The 18,925-nt window shown below is 70.3% G+C and carries 20 protein-coding genes and 2 tRNA genes; 15 read left to right on the top strand and 7 right to left on the bottom strand.

Translation table 11 applies throughout. The features are described from left to right. The first annotated feature begins 131 nt into the window (after nt 1-131). On the top strand, nt 132-752 hold the full coding sequence (locus AB0N03_RS07725; RefSeq protein ID WP_364366980.1) for a DsbA family protein: 621 nt from the start codon (nt 132-134) through the stop codon (nt 750-752). On the opposite strand, the gene AB0N03_RS07720 is transcribed toward AB0N03_RS07725, so the two are convergent. Together AB0N03_RS07720 and AB0N03_RS07715 are read right to left on the bottom strand one after the other, a co-directional pair. Beyond that, complete coding sequence (locus tag AB0N03_RS07720; protein ID WP_364366977.1) at nt 749-1,558, bottom strand: MBL fold metallo-hydrolase; 810 nt, start codon at nt 1,556-1,558, stop codon at nt 749-751. The genes AB0N03_RS07725 and AB0N03_RS07720 overlap by 4 nt on opposite strands. Further along, complete coding sequence (locus AB0N03_RS07715) at nt 1,555-2,271, bottom strand: 2-phosphosulfolactate phosphatase (protein WP_364367167.1); 717 nt, start codon at nt 2,269-2,271, stop codon at nt 1,555-1,557. The genes AB0N03_RS07720 and AB0N03_RS07715 overlap by 4 nt, the downstream gene beginning before the upstream one ends. 51 nt (nt 2,272-2,322) lie before the next feature. Here AB0N03_RS07715 and AB0N03_RS07710 point away from each other — a divergent pair, with 51 nt between their 5' ends. Both AB0N03_RS07710 and AB0N03_RS07705 read left to right on the top strand, forming a co-directional pair. Further along, nucleotides 2,323-2,796: a ribose-5-phosphate isomerase gene (locus AB0N03_RS07710; RefSeq protein ID WP_364366974.1), complete on the top strand. Its 474-nt coding sequence runs from the start codon at nt 2,323-2,325 to the stop codon at nt 2,794-2,796. Continuing rightward, complete coding sequence (locus AB0N03_RS07705) at nt 2,796-3,605, top strand: DNA-formamidopyrimidine glycosylase family protein (RefSeq protein WP_364366971.1); 810 nt, start codon at nt 2,796-2,798, stop codon at nt 3,603-3,605. Before AB0N03_RS07710 ends, AB0N03_RS07705 begins: the two co-directional genes overlap by 1 nt. A gap of 87 nt (nt 3,606-3,692) precedes the next feature. Here the strand turns inward: AB0N03_RS07705 and AB0N03_RS07700 are convergent, their stop codons facing one another. Beyond that, on the bottom strand, nt 3,693-4,514 hold the full coding sequence (locus AB0N03_RS07700; protein ID WP_364366969.1) for a hypothetical protein: 822 nt from the start codon (nt 4,512-4,514) through the stop codon (nt 3,693-3,695). A gap of 147 nt (nt 4,515-4,661) precedes the next feature. On the opposite strand from AB0N03_RS07700, the gene AB0N03_RS07695 reads away from it, so the two are divergent. From AB0N03_RS07695 to AB0N03_RS07685, 3 genes are all read left to right on the top strand, one after another. After that, nucleotides 4,662-5,537, top strand: a complete 876-nt coding sequence (locus AB0N03_RS07695; RefSeq protein ID WP_364366966.1) for an LLM class F420-dependent oxidoreductase — start codon at nt 4,662-4,664, stop codon at nt 5,535-5,537. A gap of 5 nt (nt 5,538-5,542) precedes the next feature. Next, nucleotides 5,543-5,995: a nuclear transport factor 2 family protein gene (locus tag AB0N03_RS07690; protein ID WP_364366964.1), complete on the top strand. Its 453-nt coding sequence runs from the start codon at nt 5,543-5,545 to the stop codon at nt 5,993-5,995. Nucleotides 5,996-6,372: 377 nt separating this feature from the next. After that, the gene (locus AB0N03_RS07685; protein ID WP_364366961.1) at nt 6,373-7,935 is read left to right on the top strand and encodes a carbohydrate-binding protein; all 1,563 of its coding nucleotides are present in this window, start codon (nt 6,373-6,375) and stop codon (nt 7,933-7,935) included. A gap of 91 nt (nt 7,936-8,026) precedes the next feature. On the opposite strand, the gene AB0N03_RS07680 is transcribed toward AB0N03_RS07685, so the two are convergent. Continuing rightward, entirely contained in the window at nt 8,027-8,398 is a 372-nt protein-coding gene (locus tag AB0N03_RS07680) for a helix-turn-helix domain-containing protein (protein WP_364366958.1), read from the bottom strand. Nucleotides 8,399-8,465: 67 nt separating this feature from the next. Between AB0N03_RS07680 and AB0N03_RS07675 the strand changes: the two genes are divergently transcribed. From AB0N03_RS07675 to AB0N03_RS07660, 4 genes are all read left to right on the top strand, one after another. Beyond that, nucleotides 8,466-9,245 carry an NAD(P)H-binding protein gene (locus AB0N03_RS07675; protein WP_364366955.1) on the top strand — a complete coding sequence of 260 codons (780 nt, stop codon included), beginning with the start codon at nt 8,466-8,468 and terminating at the stop codon, nt 9,243-9,245. Further along, on the top strand, nt 9,242-9,391 hold the full coding sequence (locus tag AB0N03_RS07670) for a hypothetical protein (protein ID WP_364367182.1): 150 nt from the start codon (nt 9,242-9,244) through the stop codon (nt 9,389-9,391). Before AB0N03_RS07675 ends, AB0N03_RS07670 begins: the two co-directional genes overlap by 4 nt. Continuing rightward, nucleotides 9,322-9,525, top strand: a complete 204-nt coding sequence (locus AB0N03_RS07665) for an alpha/beta fold hydrolase (RefSeq protein WP_364366952.1) — start codon at nt 9,322-9,324, stop codon at nt 9,523-9,525. The genes AB0N03_RS07670 and AB0N03_RS07665 overlap by 70 nt, the downstream gene beginning before the upstream one ends. Nucleotides 9,526-9,647: 122 nt before the next feature. Beyond that, on the top strand, nt 9,648-10,166 hold the full coding sequence (locus AB0N03_RS07660) for a hypothetical protein (RefSeq protein WP_364366949.1): 519 nt from the start codon (nt 9,648-9,650) through the stop codon (nt 10,164-10,166). Between the two features lie 162 nt (nt 10,167-10,328). Here AB0N03_RS07660 and AB0N03_RS07655 read toward each other — a convergent pair. Continuing rightward, nucleotides 10,329-10,402: transfer RNA gene (locus AB0N03_RS07655), tRNA-Pro, on the bottom strand. 78 nt (nt 10,403-10,480) lie between these two features. Between AB0N03_RS07655 and AB0N03_RS07650 the strand changes: the two genes are divergently transcribed. Continuing rightward, nucleotides 10,481-10,551, top strand: a tRNA-Gly gene (locus AB0N03_RS07650). Here AB0N03_RS07650 and AB0N03_RS07645 read toward each other — a convergent pair. After that, on the bottom strand, nt 10,506-15,167 hold the full coding sequence (locus AB0N03_RS07645; RefSeq protein ID WP_364367165.1) for a HAMP domain-containing protein: 4,662 nt from the start codon (nt 15,165-15,167) through the stop codon (nt 10,506-10,508). The genes AB0N03_RS07650 and AB0N03_RS07645 overlap by 46 nt on opposite strands. Before the next feature lie 138 nt (nt 15,168-15,305). Here AB0N03_RS07645 and AB0N03_RS07640 point away from each other — a divergent pair, with 138 nt between their 5' ends. From AB0N03_RS07640 to AB0N03_RS07630, 3 genes are all read left to right on the top strand, one after another. Further along, nucleotides 15,306-16,922 carry a SpoIIE family protein phosphatase gene (locus tag AB0N03_RS07640; protein ID WP_364366946.1) on the top strand — a complete coding sequence of 539 codons (1,617 nt, stop codon included), beginning with the start codon at nt 15,306-15,308 and terminating at the stop codon, nt 16,920-16,922. Between the two features lie 81 nt (nt 16,923-17,003). Next, entirely contained in the window at nt 17,004-17,546 is a 543-nt protein-coding gene (locus tag AB0N03_RS07635) for a type 1 glutamine amidotransferase domain-containing protein (RefSeq protein ID WP_364366943.1), read from the top strand. Nucleotides 17,547-17,670: 124 nt separating this feature from the next. Continuing rightward, nucleotides 17,671-17,832, top strand: coding sequence for a hypothetical protein (locus AB0N03_RS07630; RefSeq protein ID WP_364366941.1), 162 nt, complete (start codon nt 17,671-17,673; stop codon nt 17,830-17,832). A gap of 54 nt (nt 17,833-17,886) precedes the next feature. Here AB0N03_RS07630 and AB0N03_RS07625 read toward each other — a convergent pair whose 3' ends face one another. Next, on the bottom strand, nt 17,887-18,303 hold the full coding sequence (locus tag AB0N03_RS07625) for a hypothetical protein (RefSeq protein ID WP_364366938.1): 417 nt from the start codon (nt 18,301-18,303) through the stop codon (nt 17,887-17,889). A 157-nt stretch (nt 18,304-18,460) separates the two neighbouring features. Here AB0N03_RS07625 and AB0N03_RS07620 point away from each other — a divergent pair, with 157 nt between their 5' ends. Then, nucleotides 18,461-18,889, top strand: a complete 429-nt coding sequence (locus AB0N03_RS07620) for a helix-turn-helix domain-containing protein (RefSeq protein ID WP_364366935.1) — start codon at nt 18,461-18,463, stop codon at nt 18,887-18,889. Nucleotides 18,890-18,925 lie beyond the last annotated feature (36 nt).

The following is an 18,925-nucleotide window of genomic DNA, read 5'->3' as shown; positions in this document are numbered from 1 at the left end:
CAACTCCCCGCATCCAATCATGGGGACGGGGTGGCGGGCGATGGGGAACAAGCCCGGGTCCCCGGGTGTTGGCCCGCTGTGTGGGGGTGTGCCCGCCCCCGGACCGGACTGAACTTCGCACAGGAGTACTGATGACCGCTGCCGAGCAGCCCACGAAGGTCGACTTCTACTTCGACCCGATCTGCCCGTTCGCCTGGATCACCTCGCGCTGGATCCTCGAGGTGGAGAAGCACCGCAACCTGGACCTGAACTTCCGGATCATGAGCCTGTCGGTGCTCAACGAGGGCCGCGACGAGCTGCCGGAGCAGTACAAGGAGCTGCTGGCGAAGGGCTGGGGCCCGGTGCGCGTGGCCGTCGCGCTCGCGCAGCTCAAGGGCGACGAGGTGCTGCGCGACTACTACACGGAGTTCGGCACCCGCTACCACAACCAGGGCAACAAGGACCGCGACGCGGTCATCAAGGAAGCCCTGGCCGCGATCGGCGCGCCGCCCGAGCTGTACGACGCCGCGGACTCCACCGAGTACGACGAGGCGCTGAAGAAGAGCCACCACGAGGGCATGGACCCGGTCGGCATGGACGTCGGCACCCCGACGATCCACATCGACGGCGTCGCGTTCTTCGGCCCGGTGCTCAGCTCGATCCCGCGCGGCGAAGACGCGCTGAAGGTGTTCGACGGCGCCGTCGCGCTGTCGAGCTACCCGGACTTCTTCGAGCTCAAGCGCACCCGGTCCGGTGAGCTGAACTTCGACTAAGGCGTGGCCAGAGCGGCCAAGGTGACGTCGCTGGGGTAGCGGGAGGCTGCCACGGCGGCCACCTCGGTCGTTTCGCCGCGCCCGACCCCCGCCTTGAGCGCGATCAGCTCGTGCAGGCCGTGGCGGTGGTAGCGGACGAAGTCGGCGTCGACGGGGTCGCCGTGCCCGGGCACGATCACCCGCGGCTTCAGCGCGAGGAGCGCGTCGAGGGTGTCCGGCCAGGCGGTCAGGTCCGATTCGGTGCCGAAGGAGAACGCGCTGAAGCCGTGTTCGGCGTTCTCGACGATGTCGCCCGCGAAGAGCACGTCCGCGTCCGGCACGTGCACGACGACGTCGTGGTCGGTGTGGGCGCGGCCCGGGTGCAGCAGGACGGCCGTCCGGCCGCCCAAGTCGAGCTCGGTGCGGTCGGTGAACAGGTGGTCGGGCACCACGAACGTGGTGCGCGCGATGGCGTCGGCGGTCTCCGCTTTGCCCTGTTCGCGGTAGTAGGCGATCCACTTGGCCCGGGCGTCTTCCGCGTACTCGGTCAGCTCGGCGCGGCAGCCTTCGTGCGCCCAGACGGCGCAGGGCGTGAACCGCTCGGTGCCCCAGGTGTGGTCGAAGTGCGCGTGCGTGAACACGACCGACCACGGCAGCGGGGTCAGCTCGCGGACCGCCGCCGCCAGCTCGGCGCCCTGCTCCAGGTCGCCGCGGGTGTCGACGACCAGGCAGCGCTCGGCGCCTGCGACCAGCCCGACGGTCAGGTCCAGCTCCTCGTAGCGCCGCGCGTGCACGCCGTCGGCGACCTCGATCCAGCGCCCGCTCATGCCAGTACTCCTTCGCTCAGTACGGGAGCAGCATCGCTCACGTCGAGCTGCGCGGCCAGCGCGACGTCGCCGCCGTGGCCGGCCTCGGTCAGCTCGCGGCCGGACACGCAGCTCGCCAGTGCCGCGACGTCGACCGATCGGGCGGCGAGCGCGGCTTCGGGGGACAGCGACAGACCGTGCCCGGCCAGCGCAGCGGCGATCGCGCCGGCGCCCAGCTGGTCTTCGACGCACGGCCGCAGCGGGCCGAACGTCTCGCCTGCACCGAAGATGTCCACGCCCCAGCGTTCCCCGGCGGCGATCAGCCCAACCGGCCCGCCCAGCCCCAGGGCCTTCGCGGCGACGGCGGAGGCGTTGCGCAGGCAGCCGGCCAGCACCCGCGCGCCGGTCGCCGCGGCCGCGTCGCACAGCGTCGCGCCGTTGGGCGAGGGGAGCGCGAGCAGCGTCCCCGGCGGGATTTCCGTCACAGAAGACGGCCTGAGGGTGAACGCGCCTTCGCCCGCGATGACGGCGCCGGCGGCCCGCGCCCGCGTCATGCCTCGTTCGTCGCGCCAGCGGACCGGCAGCACGCGGCCGCCGCGGCCGACCACGAGATCCGTGGTGGTGCTGAAGGAAAGGACGTCGACGACGACCAGCACGGCGCATTCCCGGCCGAGGGCGGCCACGCCTTCGGCGCCCCAGTCGAGCCGGACGTCGTACCCTGTCTGCTCCCAGATCCCCACCCCCGGAGCATGCCCGAAAGCGGCCGTGATGGCAGACTTCCAGCCGTGCGTGTCTACTTGGGATCCGACCATGCCGGCTTCGAGCTGAAGAACCACCTGGTGGCTCACTTGGAGAAGCAGGGCCACGAGGTCACCGACATCGGTCCGCGGGTCTACGACGCGGCCGACGACTACCCGGCGTTCTGCGTCGAGACGGCGTTGCGCGTGGTGGCCGACGAGGGCAGCCGCGGCATCGTCGTCGGCGGCTCCGGCAACGGCGAGCAGATCGCGGCGAACAAGGTCCCCGGCGCGCGGGCCGGCCTCGCGTGGAGCGTCGAGACGGCCCAGCTCTGCCGGGAGCACAACCACGCCCAGCTGATCGGCGTCGGCGCCCGGATGCACACCGCCGAGCAGGCCATCGAGATCGTCGAAGCCTTCCTGGCGACGGAGGTCTCGCCGGAGGAGCGGCACGCGCGCCGCGTGCAGCAGCTGCTGGACTACGAGCGCACCGGCACCCCGCCGGCCCTGCCGGGGGCCTGATGCCCGAGGGGCACACGCTCCACCGGCTCGCGCGGCTGCACAAGCGCCGGTACGCCGGCGCCCCGGTCGAGGTGAGCAGCCCGCAGGGCCGGTTCGCCACCGAGGCGTCCCGTTTGGACGGTCAGGTGTTCGTCGGCGCGCAGGCGTACGGCAAGCACCTCTTCCACGACTACGGTCCACCCGGGATCGTGCACATCCACCTGGGGCTCTACGGCACGTTCGGCGAGTCCCCGCTGCCCGCGCCGGAGCCTGTCGGGCAGGTCCGGCTGCGGCTGGCCGGGCAGACCCACTGGACGGACCTGCGCGGGCCGACCCGGTGCGAGCTGCTTTCCCCGGACCAGGTGGACGCGATCAAGGCGCGCCTCGGCCCGGACCCGTTGCGCCGCGACGCGAAACCCGAGCAGGCCTGGGCGCGCGTCTCGCGGTCGAAGACGTCGATCGCGGCGCTGCTGATGGACCAGGCGGTGCTGGCGGGCGTCGGGAACGTCTACCGCGCCGAGGTGCTGTTCCGCCACGGCGTCGCGCCGCTGACCCCGGGCCGTTCGGTGGACCGGACGTTGTGGGACGCGCTGTGGGCCGACCTGGTGGCGTTGATGCGCGACGGCGTCCGCGCCGGCCGGATCGACACGGTCCGTCCCGAGCACCTGCCGGAGGCGATGGGCCGCGCGGCCCGGGTGGACCGCCACGGCGGCGAGGTGTACGTCTACCGGCGGGCCGGCGAACCGTGCCTGGTGTGCGGGACGCCGGTGGCGAACTCGGACCTGGTGGGCCGCAACCTCTACTGGTGCCCCACCTGCCAGCCGGCCTGACCAGCGCCCCAATGTGGCCTTCGGTGCGTTCAACGCACCCAAGGCGGCCTTCGGTGCGTCAGACGCAACCAAGGCCGCCTTGGGACGCTAGAAGTCGAAGCCGCCGCCGTCGAAGCCACCACCGTCGAAGCCACCACCATCGAAGCCGCCGCCGCCCCAGTCGCCGCCGCCCATGTCGCCGCCACCGTCGCCGCCCATGTCGCCGCCGCCGTCACCACCGTCGCCGCCGCCCGCGTCACCGGACTCGAGCGCGTCCTGCTGGCCCGCGTCGTAGCCGGACTCCCACGCCCCGGCGCTGGCGATGCCGCCCATGCCGGAGAACATCGCGCTGAACAGGAACATCGACCCGAGGCCCCAGGCGCCGGCGACGAGCGCGGGCTTCCACCACGGCTCGCTGTACCAGCCCTGCGGCACCGGCCGCCCGGCCACGCGGCCGCCGGGGTAGTAGTACGGCGTGTCCTGGCCCGCGTCGGGCGAGGCCGCGTAGTGCTGGCCCTCGACGTCGACGTCGCGGCGCTCGGTGACCTTGCCGGCGCGCTCGCGCTCGGTCTCCTCCGGCAGCTGCGGGCCGGGGTCCATGCCCATCGCGACGCGCGCGGCGCGGACGTAGTAGAGGCCCTCGACGGCGGTGTCCTTGACCAGCCGGGCCTGTTCGATCGTGCGGGCCTGCTCCATCTGCGAGCCGGCCGCGTTGTAGCGCTCGGCGGCGTCCGCCATCGCCTGCATCGATGCGGTGTCGTTGCCGTTGAGGTTGAGGACCTGGCCGCCGAGCCGCTCGACGAGGCGCCGGGCGTCGGCCTTGGCGTCGTCGAGCTCCCGCTGCCGGGCCGCGGCGCGCTGCCGCGAGAAATAGAGGCCGCCACCGACGATCACGACGACGAGCACGATCAGGAAGATCGCGGTGCCCATGGACCACTCCCAGAAGCTCGGTGCCCGGTGACCGGAAGTCACCTTTGATCCGGACAACGCGGACGCTACGCGGAGGGTTCCCGGGACGTGATCCGGCACACCGCGCGGACTGGCCGAAGAAAATAGAACACGTTATAGTTCCGCGGTATGAAGTTCACCCTGTCGATCGCGATGAACCCGCTTGATCAGCTGGGCGAACTCGCCCAGGCCGCCGAGGAGGCGGGCTTCGCCTCCATCGCCCTGCCGGACTCGCTCTTCTACGCCGAGACGGTGTCCACAGACTATCCGTACACGCCCGACGGCAGCCGGTTCTGGACCGCCGACACCCCGTGGGTGGACCCGCTGGTCGCGACCGCGGCCATGGGCGCGGTCACCAGCCGCATCGAGTTCTACACGTCGGTGCTGAAGCTCGGCTCGCGCAACCCGGTGCTGCTGGCGCGCCAGGTCGGCTCGGCGTCGGTGCTCACCGGCGGCCGGTTCGGCCTCGGGCTCGGCGTCGGCTGGCTGCCGCAGGAGTTCGAGTACTGCGGCGTGCCGTTCGAGCGGCGCGGCAAGCGCGTCGACGAGGCCATCGACGTCCTCCGGCTGATCCTCGACGGCGGGATGGTCGAGTACCACGGCGAGTTCTACGACTTCGACAAGATCCAGATGAGCCCGGCGCCGCCGTCGCGGGTGCCGTTCTACATCGGCGGCCACACCGACGTCGCGCTGCGGCGCGCGGCCCGGGTCGCCGACGGCTGGTCGTCGGCGATGATGAAGCTCGAAGAGCTGCGCGAGACCATCGCCCGGCTGAAGGAGCTGCTGGCCGAACGCGGCCGCGCCGACGACCCGTTCGAGTACCAGGCGGTCTGCATCGACAAGTTCGGTCTCGACGGCTACCGCGAGCAGGCCGAGGCCGGCGTCACCGACATCATCACCATGCCGTGGGTGTTCGACGGCGTCGGGTTCGACGCGCCGGTCGGGCCGAAGCTCGAAGCGATCCACAAGTTCGGGGCCGAGATCATCGCGAAGTTCGAGGAGTGACTGCCATGGGCGTGCAGGTCAGCTGGGACACGTCGGCGGAACAGCCGCCGGCGCGGCGCGCGGCGTTCGCGTCGATGACCGCGGTCACGGCGGGGGACAAGGAGGCGTGGCTGGACCTGTTCGCGCCGGACGGGGTGGTGGAGGACCCGGTCGGGCCGTCGTTCTTCGACGAGGAGGGCAAGGGGCACCATGGCCGCGAGGGGATCAGCGCGTTCTGGGACAAGACGATCGGCAACGTGGAGCGCTTCGAGTTCACCATCCGCGATTCGCACGCGGCGGGCGACGAGTGTGCCAACGTCGGCACGATCACGACGTACCTGCCGGGCGGCTACCGCGTCGACACCGACGGCGTGTTCGTCTACCGCGTCGGCGAGGACGGGCTGATCACGTCGATGCGGGCGTTCTGGGAGACCGAACGCGCGATGGCGACGGCCCGGCAGGTGACGACGGAGGAGTAGTGCTTGCCGCCGGTGGTCCGGCAATGCGCTGACCACCGGCATTGCGGGCAGATCCGGCCGAGAACACTGTCGCCCGGCTTCGGCAAGTCGGGTCTGGGCGGCCGGCCGGAGCCGCCGCGACGTCATGAACGACCCTTTCCTGTCGCCGGACGTTATGAACGACCCTTTCATGACGTCCCGCCCGGCAAACGCGACTTTGCCGGGGCCCTGTCGCCCGACGCCGTGAACGATCGTGGTGGAGCGAGCCAGGGTGATGGAGAGCGTCCCGGCCAGCGGCAACCTAATTTCATATCTGATACATGATCTCTTGACGCTCGGTTAGGCAGGATCCTTTACTAACTGGGGTAGACCTCCGATGTCTCCACCAGGGAGCAAGCATGTCCTTCCTCCGGCGCACGGCGGCCGCGGCCGCCGCGTTCGCGCTCGCGGCCAGCGGCACCGTCCTGAGTCAGACTCCGGCTTCGGCCCTGGAGAACGGGCTCCTGCGCACGCCGCCGATGGGGTTCAACAACTGGAACTCCACGCAGTGTAAGGCCGACTTCAACGAAACAATGATCAGAGGTATCGCCGACCTCTTCGTCAGCAAGGGACTCAAAGACGTCGGCTACACCTACGTCAACATCGACGACTGCTGGGCGCTGCCTTCGCGGAACTCGGCGGGCAACTTGGTGCCGGATCCCGCGCGTTTCCCCGGTGGCATCAAAGCGCTCGCAGACTACGTGCATTCGAAGGGCCTGAAGTTCGGCATCTACACCAGCGCCGGCACGAAAACCTGCAACACCGCGGGCTTCCCCGGCGGCCTCGGCCACGAGCAGGCCGACGCGAACCTCTTCGCGAGCTGGGGCGTCGACTACCTGAAGTACGACAACTGCAACAACCAGGGCGTCGACGCGCAGCAGCGCTACAAGGCGATGCGGGACGCGCTCGCGAAGTCCGGCCGCCCGATCGCGTACTCGATCTGCGAGTGGGGCCAGAACAAGCCGTGGACCTGGGCCGCGCCGGTCGGGAACCTGTGGCGCACCACCGGCGACATCTCCGACAAGTGGTCGAGCATGATCGGCAAGGCGCAGGCCAACCGCGGCCTCGCGCAGTACGCCGGGCCCGGCCACTGGAACGACCCGGACATGCTGGAGGTCGGCAACGGCGGCATGACCGCCACCGAGTACCGCACGCACTTCAGCCTCTGGGCCATGATGGCGGCGCCGCTGCTCATCGGCAGCGACCTGCGGAAGGTGTCCGACGACAGCTTCTCCATCCTGAAGAACGCCGACGTGATCGCGCTCGATCAGGACCCGCTGGGCAAGCAGGCGACCGTGCTCGGTTCGACCGGCGGCCTGGTCGTCTACAGCAAGGTCCTGGCCAACGGTGATCGCGCGGTGGCGCTGTCCAACGAAACGGCGTCCACGGCGACGATCGGCACGACCGCGTCCGCGACCGGCATCGGCGGCGCGCCGTCGTACACGCTGAAAGATCTGTGGAGCAAGGCGGTCCGGAGCACTTCGGGGACGATCAGCGCGTCGGTGCCCTCGCACGCGACGGTGCTGTACCGCCTGTCTTCCGGGGCCTCTCGTCATGAAGCCGAGTCGGCTTCGCTGTCGGCGGGCGGCACGATCGACTCGAACCACGCGGGCTTCTCGGGGACCGGCTTCGCGAACGGCGCCAACGCGGCCGGCAGCTACGTCGAGTGGCAGGTGAACGGGCCGGCGTCGGCGCTGACGTTCGGCTACGCGAACGGCACGGCGGCGGCGCGTCCGGTGGACATCGCGGTCGACGGCACGGTGATGGCCACGGGCGTGCCGTTCCCGGCGACCGGCGCCTGGACGACGTGGAGCACGGTGTCGCGGCCGGTGGCTCTGACCGCGGGCCCGCACACGGTTCGCCTGACCGCGACGACCGTCGACGGCCCAGCGAATCTGGACTATCTGGACGTTTCGCCCTAGTCTTCTCGTATGGCATGCAGGCGTTGAAGATCCTCTCCGGGGCCCTGGCTCGCGAGGGCGGCTCGCCCGAGGAGCGGGCGGAAGCGGAGGCCTACCTCGCCGAACTGCGGGAACGCTTGTCGTAGGCCTGCCGGGCTTCGTCGACCTTGGCGAGGTTGCCCGACCAGTCGGCGAGCGTGGCGAACATCGGGCCGAGGCTGCGGCCCAGCTCGCTGATCTCGTACTCCACCCGCGGCGGGACTTCGGCGTGGTAGGTCCTGGTGATCAGGCCGTCGCGTTCCAGCTGCCGCAGCCGCTGCGTGAGCACCTTCGGGGTGATGGTGCTGATGCGGCGCTGCAGTTCGACGAACCGCTGGCGGCCGTATTCGTTGAGCGCCCACAGGATCGGCGTCGTCCAGCGGCTGAAGACGATGTCGACGACGGGGGCGATCGGGCAGGCGAGTTCGGGTGTGGTCTCGGTCACTTTCGGCGCCTCCCTCCATTACTTTCCTCTAGGTACCTACTATACATCTGAATGTAGCGTCGCTCGCATGATCGTAGTGACTGGAGCGACGGGAAACGTCGGACGACCGTTGGTAGAGGCTTTGACGGCGGCGGGTGAAGAAGTGCGGGCCGTGTCCCGCCGGGGCCCGGCGCCGGGTGACTTGTCGGACGCGGCGTCCTTGCGTCCGGCGTTCGAGGGCGCGTCGGCGGTGTTTCTGTTGCTGCCGCCGGACTTCCGGGGTCCGTTGGAACCGGTGCTGGCGCAGGCCGCCGGGGCACGGGTCGTGTTGTTGTCGTCGCAGGGGGTCGGAACCGGCCGTCATCCGGCCGTCTTCGAAGAAGCCGTGCGCGGCTCGGGTCTGGAGTGGACGGTGCTGCGCCCGGGCGGTTTCGCGTCCAACGCCTTCCAGTGGGCGGAAAGCGTGCGTTCTACGCGGACGCTGGCCGCGCCGTTCGGCGAGGTGGCACTGCCGGTGATCGACCCGGCGGACATCGCCGCGGTAGCAGCGGCTGCTCTCGTGGACTCCTCGCACGCGGGCCGGACGTACGAGCTGACCGGACCTGCCTTGATTTCTCCTCGCGACCAAGCGGCGGCGATCGGAGAGGCATTGGGGGAGCCGGTGCGGTTCGTCCCGCAGACGCGGGAGGAAGCTTTCTCCGCCATGACGGGCTTCATGCCCCCCGGGGTGGCGAATGCGACCTTGGACATCCTGGGCTCGCCGTCGCCGGCGGAGCAGCGGGTGAGCCAGGACGCGTCACGGGTATTGGGCCGACCACCGGTTTTCTTCGCTGACTGGGCAGCGCGGAACTCGGTGGCGTTCAAGTGAAGACTTTGTCCTATGTGGAGTCCGGAACCGGCGTGCCGGTGGTGTTCCTGCACGGCAACCCGACGTCGTCGTACCTTTGGCGCAACGTGCTGCCATCGGTGCCGGCCGCCGGCTGGCCCCGGACCTGGACGACGTCGTCCTGGTAGGTCACGACTGGGGAGGAGCGCTGGCGGCGGACTGGGCGTCGCGGCACCCTTCGCGAGTCCAGAGGCTGGCGTTCACGGAGGCGGTCCTGAAGCCGATGACGTGGCTGGCGCAGGTACCGGCGGCTTCGTCGTAGCCGGCCGACGTCGACCTGGACACCATGCCTCCGACCAGCGCGTTCAAGGTTCCGTCCAGTTTTCTCAACGAGCCGTGGAACACCATCGGTCGACATCAGCACACCGAATGGAAGGGGACATCATGCGCAGACATGGGGTTGTCGCGGTATTCGCGGTACTGCTCGCCGTGGTTTTCGGCGGGCAACCGGCATCAGCGAGCGCGGAGTCGCACGGGGACTACTGCGTCCAGGCATTGGAGGGCGGCCCGGCGACGTGCTTCGCGTCCGAGCAGGCGCTGGAGTCCTACCAGACGGCCGCGGCCGTCGCCCCGCTGCTCACCGTGTTCGACGACGTCAACTACACGGGCGGGTACAAGAACTACTACAGCGCCTACGGCCGGGACTACTGCGACGACAACCTCACACCCAATGAGGCTTCCTCCGGCGACCTGACCAAGGACTTCTTCTCCACCGGCGCCAAGGTGGACGGCGACATCACCTCGTTCGTCATCAGGGCGTACTCCTACTGCGTGGTCACGGTCTTCGACCAGCCCGGATTCCACGGCAACCACGCCACCAAGGCGAGCAACTGTCCCGACATGAGGACCTGCTTCGCCGGCGGAAGCTGGAACACCAAGGTGCATTCGCTCGCCATCACATAACCAAGCAAGCGCAACAGGCGAGCACCAAACCGGCGGCAGGGCAGAGGAACGGAAGACCCCAAAACCGGCGGCAGAAGGCACCGTGGGGGTCCGGGGGCTCGGCCCCCGGGTAACACAACGAGAGGTGAGAGGCGTACGCGAAGCGTAGCCTCGACCGTCTCGTCGGGATGACAGGATTTGAACCTGCGACCCTCCGCTCCCAAAGCGGATGCGCTACCAAGCTGCGCCACATCCCGTGACACCCCCAGGGGGGTGTGAGGTCAGCCTAGCGGGTCACGCTAAGCTGGCCTCGCACCCGGGTACCTCGGGGGCACGCGGGTGTAGCTCAATGGTAGAGCCCTAGTCTTCCAAACTAGCTACGCGGGTTCGATTCCCGTCACCCGCTCCGAATGATGCGGCGTCCGCTTCCAGGGATGCCGCGATCACGTCCAGCAGCTTGTCCGTGTCCACCGGCTTCGTGATGTAGTCGTCGGCGCCGCTGGCCAGGGTCCTGGCGCGGTCCTCCGCCGTCGCCTTGGCCGTCACCGCGATCACCGGCAGGTCCGCGTTGGCCGCCTCCGCCCGGATCGCCGCGATCGTCGCGTTGCCGTCCAGCTCCGGCATCATCACGTCCATCAGCACCAGCGCTGTGTCCTCGTGGCGCTCCAGGGCCCGGATCCCGTCCACGCCCGTCTCCGCGTAGACCACATCCAGGCCGGCCTGCTCCAGGACCGCGGCCAGAGCGAACACGTTCCGCAAGTCGTCGTCGACGATCAGGACCTTCTCGCCGTGGAAGCGCTTCGGGGTGATGTCCGGGGCCGCCACCAGGACCGTGCTCGGGACCGCCGGCAGGCGGGGTGAGGACAGCGCCGTCACCGCCGGGTCGACCAGGTTGGCCGCCGCCACCGGGAGGTACAGCGTGAAGGTCGAACCGGCACCCGGTTCGCTGATCACGCGCAGCTCGCCGCCCAGCAGCTCCGTCAGCTGCTGGCTGATGTTCAGCCCGAGGCCCGTTCCGCCGTACTTGCGGCTCGTCGTGCCGTCTGCCTGGCGGAACGCCTCGAAGATCACCGCCAGCTTCTCCTCCGGGATCCCTATCCCCGTGTCCTCGACGGCGAACGCGATGATGCCCGGCGCGTTCCGGAGCGCCTCCTGCTCCACCTCCGCCGGGTCCGCCGCCCGGATGTGGAGGCGGACGCCGCCCTCGTCGGTGAACTTCGCCGCGTTCGACAGCAGGTTCCGGAGGATCTGCTGGAGCCGGTGCTCGTCGGTGTGGACGCTGCCCGGGACCGGCGGGTCGATGTGGACCGCGAACTCCAGGCCCTTGTCCGCCGTCAGCGGCCGGCACAGGGACTCGACGTAGTCCACCAGCTCCGGCAGCGTGATGTCGGTCATCTGCATGTCGAGCCGGCCCGCTTCGACCTTGGCCAGATCCAATATGTCGTTGATCAGCTGTTGCAGGTCGGAGCCCGCCGCGTAGATCGTCCTGGCGAACTGGATCTGCTTCTCCGTCAGGTTGCCCTCGGGGTTCTCCGACAGCAGCTTCGCCAGGATCAACGCGCTGTTCAACGGCGTCCGCAGCTCGTGCGACATGTTCGCCATGAACTCGGTCTTGTACTGCGACGCCACCGTCAGCTGCCCGGCGCGCTCCTCCAGCTCCTGGCGCGCCTGCTCGATCTCGCTGTTCTTGACCTCGATGTCGCGGTTCTGCTGGGCCAGCAGCGCCGCCTTCTCGGCCAGCTCGGTGTTGGACCGCCGCAGCTCGCCCTGCTGGGCCTGCAGCTGCTCCGACCGCGCCCGCAGCTCCTGGGCCAGCCGCTGCGACTCGGTGAGCAGCGCTTCAGTCCGCGAGTTCGACAGGATCGTGTTGACGTTGACGCCGATCGTGTGCCGCAGCTGCTCCAGCAGGTCCTGGTGGACCGTGCTGAACTCGTTGACCGAGGCCAGCTCCAGCACCCCGAGCACCTCGCCCTGGAACAGCACCGGCAGCACGATCAGGTTGACCGGCGACGCCGAGCCGAGCCCGGACGACACCAGCGCGTACTCCGGCGGCGCGTCCTGGACGAGGATCGTGCGGTGGTCGATGGCGGCCTGCCCGATCAGCGACTCGCCGATCGCGAACCGCAGGCCGGCGCGCGACTGGGCGAGGCCGTAAGCGGCGATGCACTCCAGCACCGTGCCGTCGCGGTCGTCGTCGCGGGCCAGGAAGAACGCGCCCTGCTGCGCCCGCACCAGCGGGGCCAGCTCGGAGAGGATCAGCGCCGCGACCGACGCCAGGTCGCGGTGCCCCTGCATCCGGCCCGACAGCTGCGCGAGGTTCGTCTTCAGCCAGTCCTGCTCGCGGTTGGTCCTCGTCGTCTCCTTGAGGTTCGCGATCATCTGGTTGATGTTGTCCTTGAGGTCCGCGACCTCGCCGGACGCGTCGACCGCGATGTGCCGGGTCAGGTCGCCCGCGGTCACCGCCGTCGCCACCTGGGCGATCGCGCGGACCTGCGTGGTCAGGTTCCCGGCCAGCTGGTTCACGCTCTCGGTGAGCCGCTGCCAGGTACCGGACACGCCGTCGACCTCGGCCTGGCCGCCCAGCTTGCCTTCGGTGCCGACCTCGCGCGCCACGCGCGTGACCTCGGAGGCGAACGCCGAGAGCTGGTCGACCATCGTGTTCATCGTGGTCTTGAGTTCCAGGATCTCGCCGCGAGCGTCGACGTCGATCTTCTTCGTCAGGTCGCCCTTCGCGACCGCGGTGGTCACCTGGGAGATGTTGCGCACCTGGCTGGTCAGGTTGTGCGCCATGAAGTTGACGTTCTCGGTCAGGTCCTTCCAGGTCCCGGCCACGCCGGGCACGCGCGCCTGGCCGCCGAGGATGCCTTCGGTGCCGACCTCGCGGGAGACGCGGGTGACCTCGTCGGCGAACGCGCGCAGGGTCTCGACCATGCCGTTGAGCGTCTCGGCCAGCGCCGCGACCTCGCCCTGGGCGTCGATGGAGATCTTCTTCGACAGGTCGCCGTTGGCCACGCCGGCCGCCACGGTGGCGATGCTGCGCACCTGGTCGGTCAGGTTGGTGGCCATGACGTTGACGTTGTCGGTCAGGTCCTTCCACGTGCCCGCGACGCCGCGGACGGTGGCCTGGCCGCCGAGCTTGCCCTCGGTGCCGACTTCGCGCGCCACCCGGGTGACTTCGTCCGCGAACGCGGACAGCTGGTCCACCATCGTGTTCAGCGTCGTCTTGAGTTCGAGGATCTCGCCCCGCGCGTCGACCGAGATCTTCTGGGTCAGGTCGCCCTTCGCGACCGCCGAGGTCACCGTGGCGATGTTCCGGACCTGGTCGGTCAGGTTGTTCGCCATGAAGTTGACGTTGTCGGTGAGGTCCTTCCAGGTCCCGGCGACGCCGGGCACGGTGGCCTGGCCGCCGAGCTTGCCTTCGGTACCGACCTCGCGGGCGACGCGGGTGACTTCGTCCGCGAACGCCGAGAGCTGGTCGACCATCGTGTTGAGCGTCGTCTTGAGTTCGAGGATCTCGCCCCGGGCGTCCACCGCGATCTTCTGGGTCAGGTCGCCGCGCGCGACGGCCGTGGCGACCTGGGCGATGTTGCGGACCTGGGTGGTCAGGTTGTTCGCCATGAAGTTCACCGACCCGGTGAGGTCGCGCCAGGTGCCGGCGACGCCCGGGACCTGCGCCTGCCCGCCCAGCTGACCCTCGGTGCCGACCTCGCGGGCGACGCGGGTGACTTCGTCGGCGAAGGCGGACAGCTGGTCCACCATCGTGTTCATGGTCGTCTTGAGCTCGAGGATCTCGCCCCGGGCGTCGACGGTGATCTTCTGGGTCAGGTCGCCCTTCGCCACGGCCGTGGTCACGTGGGAGATGTTGCGGACCTGGTCGGTGAGGTTGTCGGCCATGCCGTTGACCGAGTCGGTGAGGCTGCGCCACGTCCCGGCCGCGCCGGCCACCTCGGCCTGGCCGCCGAGCTTGCCCTCGCTGCCGACCTCCCGCGCCACGCGGGTGACCTCGCCGGCGAACGCCGAGAGCTGGTCGACCATCGTGTTGAGCGTGTTCTTCAGCTGCAGGATCTCGCCGCGGGCGTCGACGTCGATCTTCTTCGTCAGGTCGCCGTTGGCCACCGCGGTCGCCACCAGCGAGATCCCGCGGACCTGGTCGGTGAGGTTGTCCGCCATCTGGTTGACGGAGTCGGTGAGGTCGCGCCACGTCCCGGCGACGCCGGCCACCTGGGCCTGGCCGCCGAGCTTGCCGTCGCTGCCGACCTCGCGGGAGACGCGGGTGACCTCGTCGGCGAACGACGAGAGCTGGTCGACCATGGTGTTGATGGTGTTCTTGAGCTCGAGGATCTCGCCGCGGGCGTCGACGTTGATCTTCTGGGTCAGGTCGCCGCGCGCGACGGCCGTGGTGACCTGGGCGATGTTGCGGACTTGCTCGGTGAGGTTGTCGGCCATGAAGTTGACGGAGTCGGTCACGTCGCGCCAGGTGCCGGACACGCCCGGGACGACCGCCTGGCCGCCGAGACGTCCCTCACCCGCGATCTCGCCCGAGAGCCTCGTCACCTCGGCGGCGAAGCGGGACAGCTGCGCGATGAGGCCGTTGACCGTCTTGGCCAGCGTCGCGTACGCGCCCTGCAGCGGCCGGCCGGCCAGGGTCAAGGTCATCGGCTGGGAGAGGTCGCCCTCGGCGACCGCGCCGAGCACCCGGTCCAGCTCGATCGTCGGCCGCGTGAGGTCCTCGACCAGGCCGTTGACGCTGTCGACGGCGGTGCTCCAGCCGCCGGGCCCGACTTCGGCCTCCAGCCGCTCGCTCAGCCTGCCGTCCTGGCCGACGGCCGCGCGTACCCGCAGCAGCTCGCTGACCAGTCGCTGGTTGCGTTCGGCGATGTCGTTGAACGCGACCGCGAGCTGCGCCGAGATGCCGTCGCCGTGCGGTACGAGCCGCCGGCGGAAGTTGCCGTCCCCGAGATCCCGCACCGCCACGAGCAGCCGCTCCAGCGCCGCCGCCTCGCTCTGGGATTCCGTTGTCATGTGTGCCGACCTCTCCACCACGCATGCGCCAGCCATGGTCCTCGACCCAGCGTGTCATGATTCGCCCTACACTTCGAGCCAGTCCGCCCGCTCACGCGGTAACCGTGCGATAGCAGTCCGGAGGCAGGAGGTCCGTGCATGGTGTCACGTCCGGCTCCGGCCTCGACGGCCCTGCCGCCGATGACCGCTGAGGACGCGCCGCCGGGCTTCGACGCCTTCGGACGGGCCGTCCTCGAAGACGTGCGCGACGCGGTGTTCCTCCAGGACGCCGACGGGGTGCTGCGCTGGGCGAACCCGGCCGCGCGGACGCTGACCGGCGGCGCCGAGCCGCGGCTGCACGCGATCGCCGAGACTGCGACATCCGGGGCTTCGCCCCAAGCCGGGGGCTCCGCCACCCGGACCCCCGGAAAAACTCTGGTCGGGCACGTCGAAGTGGCGGGTAATCGTCGTCCGGCCCGGGTCCGAGCCCTGCCCGGCGGCTGGCACGCCTGGACGGTGCCCGCGGAAGACGTCCCGCAGCGGCACGTCGGCGACTTCCTCGCCGAAGCCGGGCCGCGGCTGGCCGCCGCGCGCGGGCGGCACGGCACCGCGCGGGTGATCGCCGAGCTGGCCTCCTCCGCGCTGGCCGAGACCGTCTTCGTCCTGCTGCCCACCACCCGCGGCCGGTGGGAGTGGTGGAGCTGCGAGCGTCCGTCGGCGCACGGCCACGGCCGGATCCGCCGCGTCCCGGCGCAGGTCGCGCCGGTGCTGGCGGCGACGTTCGCGGCCACCGGCAAGCCGCGGCCGGCCCCGGTGCCCGCGCCCGAGGTCGCCACCCTCCCGTCGATCGTCGCCGACCGGTTCGCCGGGCACGCCGAGGTGGCGGTGGTGTCGCTGGGCCCGAACAGCGGCGCCGGCGTCACCGGCGTCCTGCTCCTGGGCCGCAAGGCGGACCCGGAGTTCGGCGCCGAGCAGGTCCGCGCGGTCGTCGAGTTCGCCAAGGCGGCCGGGACGGCGCTGGCCAACGCGCAGCGCTACGCCCGCCAGGAAGAGGCCACGCGCGGCCTGGAGACCACGCTGCGCCCGGTCGACCCGCCCGAGCTGGACGGCGCCCGGTTCGAGACCTGGTACGAGCCGGCCGCCGGGGTCCTCGCGGTCGGCGGCGACTTCTTCGACGTCCTCGCCCACGACGACGGCAGCGCGTTCCTGGTGCTCGGCGACATCTGCGGCAAGGGCGCCGAGGCCGCGGCGCTGACCGGGCGGGTCCGGCACGCGTTGACCGCGCTCGCCATGGTCGAGCGCGACGGCCGGACGCTGCTGCGGCTGCTCAACGAGCTGCTCATCGCCGGCGGCAGCAGCCGGTTCGCCACGCTGGTGCTCGGCACGGCCCGGCCGTCGGACGGCGGCGTCGGCCTGACGCTGGCCTCCGGCGGGCACCCGGCACCGCTGATCGTCCGCCGGGGTGGCGTGGTCGAGGAGGTCACCGTTCCGGGGACGCTGGTCGGGATCTCGCCGCAGGCCCGGTTCGCCGAGGCGGAGGTGCGGCTGGAGCGCGGCGACGTCTGCCTGCTCTACACCGACGGCATCACCGAGGCCCGCAACCGGCACGACCAGACGGAGCTGTTCGGCGACGACCGGCTGCGCGCGGTGCTGGCGACCGCGGCGGGCCAGCCCGCCCGCGAGGTCGTGCGGCGGCTGCGGCAGGCCGTGCGCGACTGGCTCGGCAGCTCCGCCCACGACGACATCGCCGTACTGGCCATCGAGTGCTCGGACTGATTGTCTGTCCTGTGTGGACCGCGTTTGGCCAGTTCAGCAGCGGGTAATTCCTTCGTGCATTGATCCCGACGGAGGAATCCCATGGCGAACGCACTGCAAGGCCGCCGCGTCGCGATCCTGGCCGCGGACGGCGTCGAACAGGTCGAGCTGGAGAAGCCGCGCCAGGCCGTCCTCGACGAGGGCGCGACGGTGGAGCTGGTGTCCCTGGACACCGGCGAGATCCAGGCGATGAACGGCGACATCGACAAGGGCGACCGGTTCGCGGTCGACCGCAAGGTGGCCGACGTCGAGGTCGGCGACTTCGACGCGCTGCTGCTGCCGGGCGGCACGATGAACCCCGACAACCTGCGGACGAACGGCGAAGCGGTCAAGTTCGTCGGCGATTTCGTCCGCGCCGGCAAGCCGGTCGGGGTGATCTGCCACGGTCCGTGGACGCTCGTCGAAGCGGATGTCGTACGTGGCCGCACGCTGACTTCGTACCCGAGCATCCGGACCGACCTGCGTAACGCCGGCGCCACCGTCGTCGACGAAGAAGTAGTAGTCGACAACGGCTTGGTCTCGAGCCGCAATCCGGACGACCTGCCGGCGTTCTGCCGGGCGGTCGTGCGGGAGTTCGCGGGCTGAAGTCCTTTGTGGACGTTCACCCGGCCGTGTCCTTAAGTCCCGCTTAAATCTGTTGGCTTTCGGCGCCCCGGCGGAGGACGCTGAGGGTGTGACCAGGATCGCCCGTGGAGAGGAGGTGGACGCAATGACAGTGCAGGCACGCCGCTACGGCCGCTGGTGCCGGGAGCACTTCGACGTGGTCGCCGCCCAGGGCGTTCCCGCTCCCCGGCCGGCCGACGCCGCCGAAGTCCCGGCGCAGCCGGCGCCGGAGCCCGTCAAACCGGTCGCCGAACAGCCGCAGAGCTGACCCAGCGCACGGAGAAGCCGCCCCGGTCGTGACCGGGGCGGCTTCTCCGGTGTATCAGCCGTAGTAGCTGCGGCGGCGGTACCAGACCCGCCTCGGGCCGGGCGCGCCGATGCGCGTGATGACATCGGTCAGCACGGCGCCGATGACCAGCCAGATGACCGCGGCCAGGCCGTCGTTGCAGAACACCCGGAACTTCTCGGAGTCCGGGGTGAAGAGGTTGCGCAGGCCGAGGGAGACGCCGGACGACCACTCGGAGATGAGGTGCGCGAAGCCGTTCGCCGCGTTCGCCTCACCGAACACCAGCAGGATGTGCGCGGCGAGCACCAGGGCGAAGACCCCGCACACGAGGTGGATGAGGGCGTTGACCGTGCGCACGATCCGGATGCGCGGGTGGGTGCGCTCCACGACTTCTTCGGCCGGGGCCGGTTCGTACGGCGGTTCGTAGGGCTCCGGGGGCGGGGGATACGGCATCGACGTCGCCGTCCTTTCGACTGTCCGATGTGGACGTATCTGGGCGTGCGGGACCAGCACCGGGGAATACCCGCGACCCGGGTGGGTGAACCGCGAGTTCCTCAAACTTCCCTCATAATGGGCGTGATAGGGTAATTTGCGGAACGCGAGGAGGGTTATGGCGCGGGAAGTCTTCTCCGTCGAACAGGTCGCCGCGAAGCTCGGGCTGCACGTCCGGACGGTCCGGAACTACGTGCGGGACGGGCGGCTGAAGGCGGTCCGGATCGGCAAGCAGTACCGGATCGCCGCCGACGATCTCGAGGCATTCACCGGCCTGTCGGTGACGGAACCCCGGCCGGACCGGCCTGTGGCCGAACTTTCGGGCGTCGCCGAGATCGGCGGGGTCGACCGGGCGACGGCCGACCGGATCGCCACCGTGGTCGTCGCCTCGGTGAACGGGCCGCGGGACGGGGGCGAGCGGCCCCTGCGCGTCGAGACCATCTACGACGAGGAGCGCGCCACCGTGAAGATCATCGTGCTCGGCGACCTCGCCGCCGGTGCGGATCTGCTGCGCTTCGTGGCCTCGTTCACCGAGGGCCTGACGTGAGCACCGGCTACCGCTCGGCCGGCCGCCGCTCGGGTC

The sequence above is a fragment of the Amycolatopsis sp. NPDC051061 genome (assembly GCF_040682935.1).
In the GTDB taxonomy this organism is placed as follows: domain Bacteria; phylum Actinomycetota; class Actinomycetes; order Mycobacteriales; family Pseudonocardiaceae; genus Amycolatopsis.
This window is presented reverse-complemented; position numbering and strand designations above follow the sequence as displayed.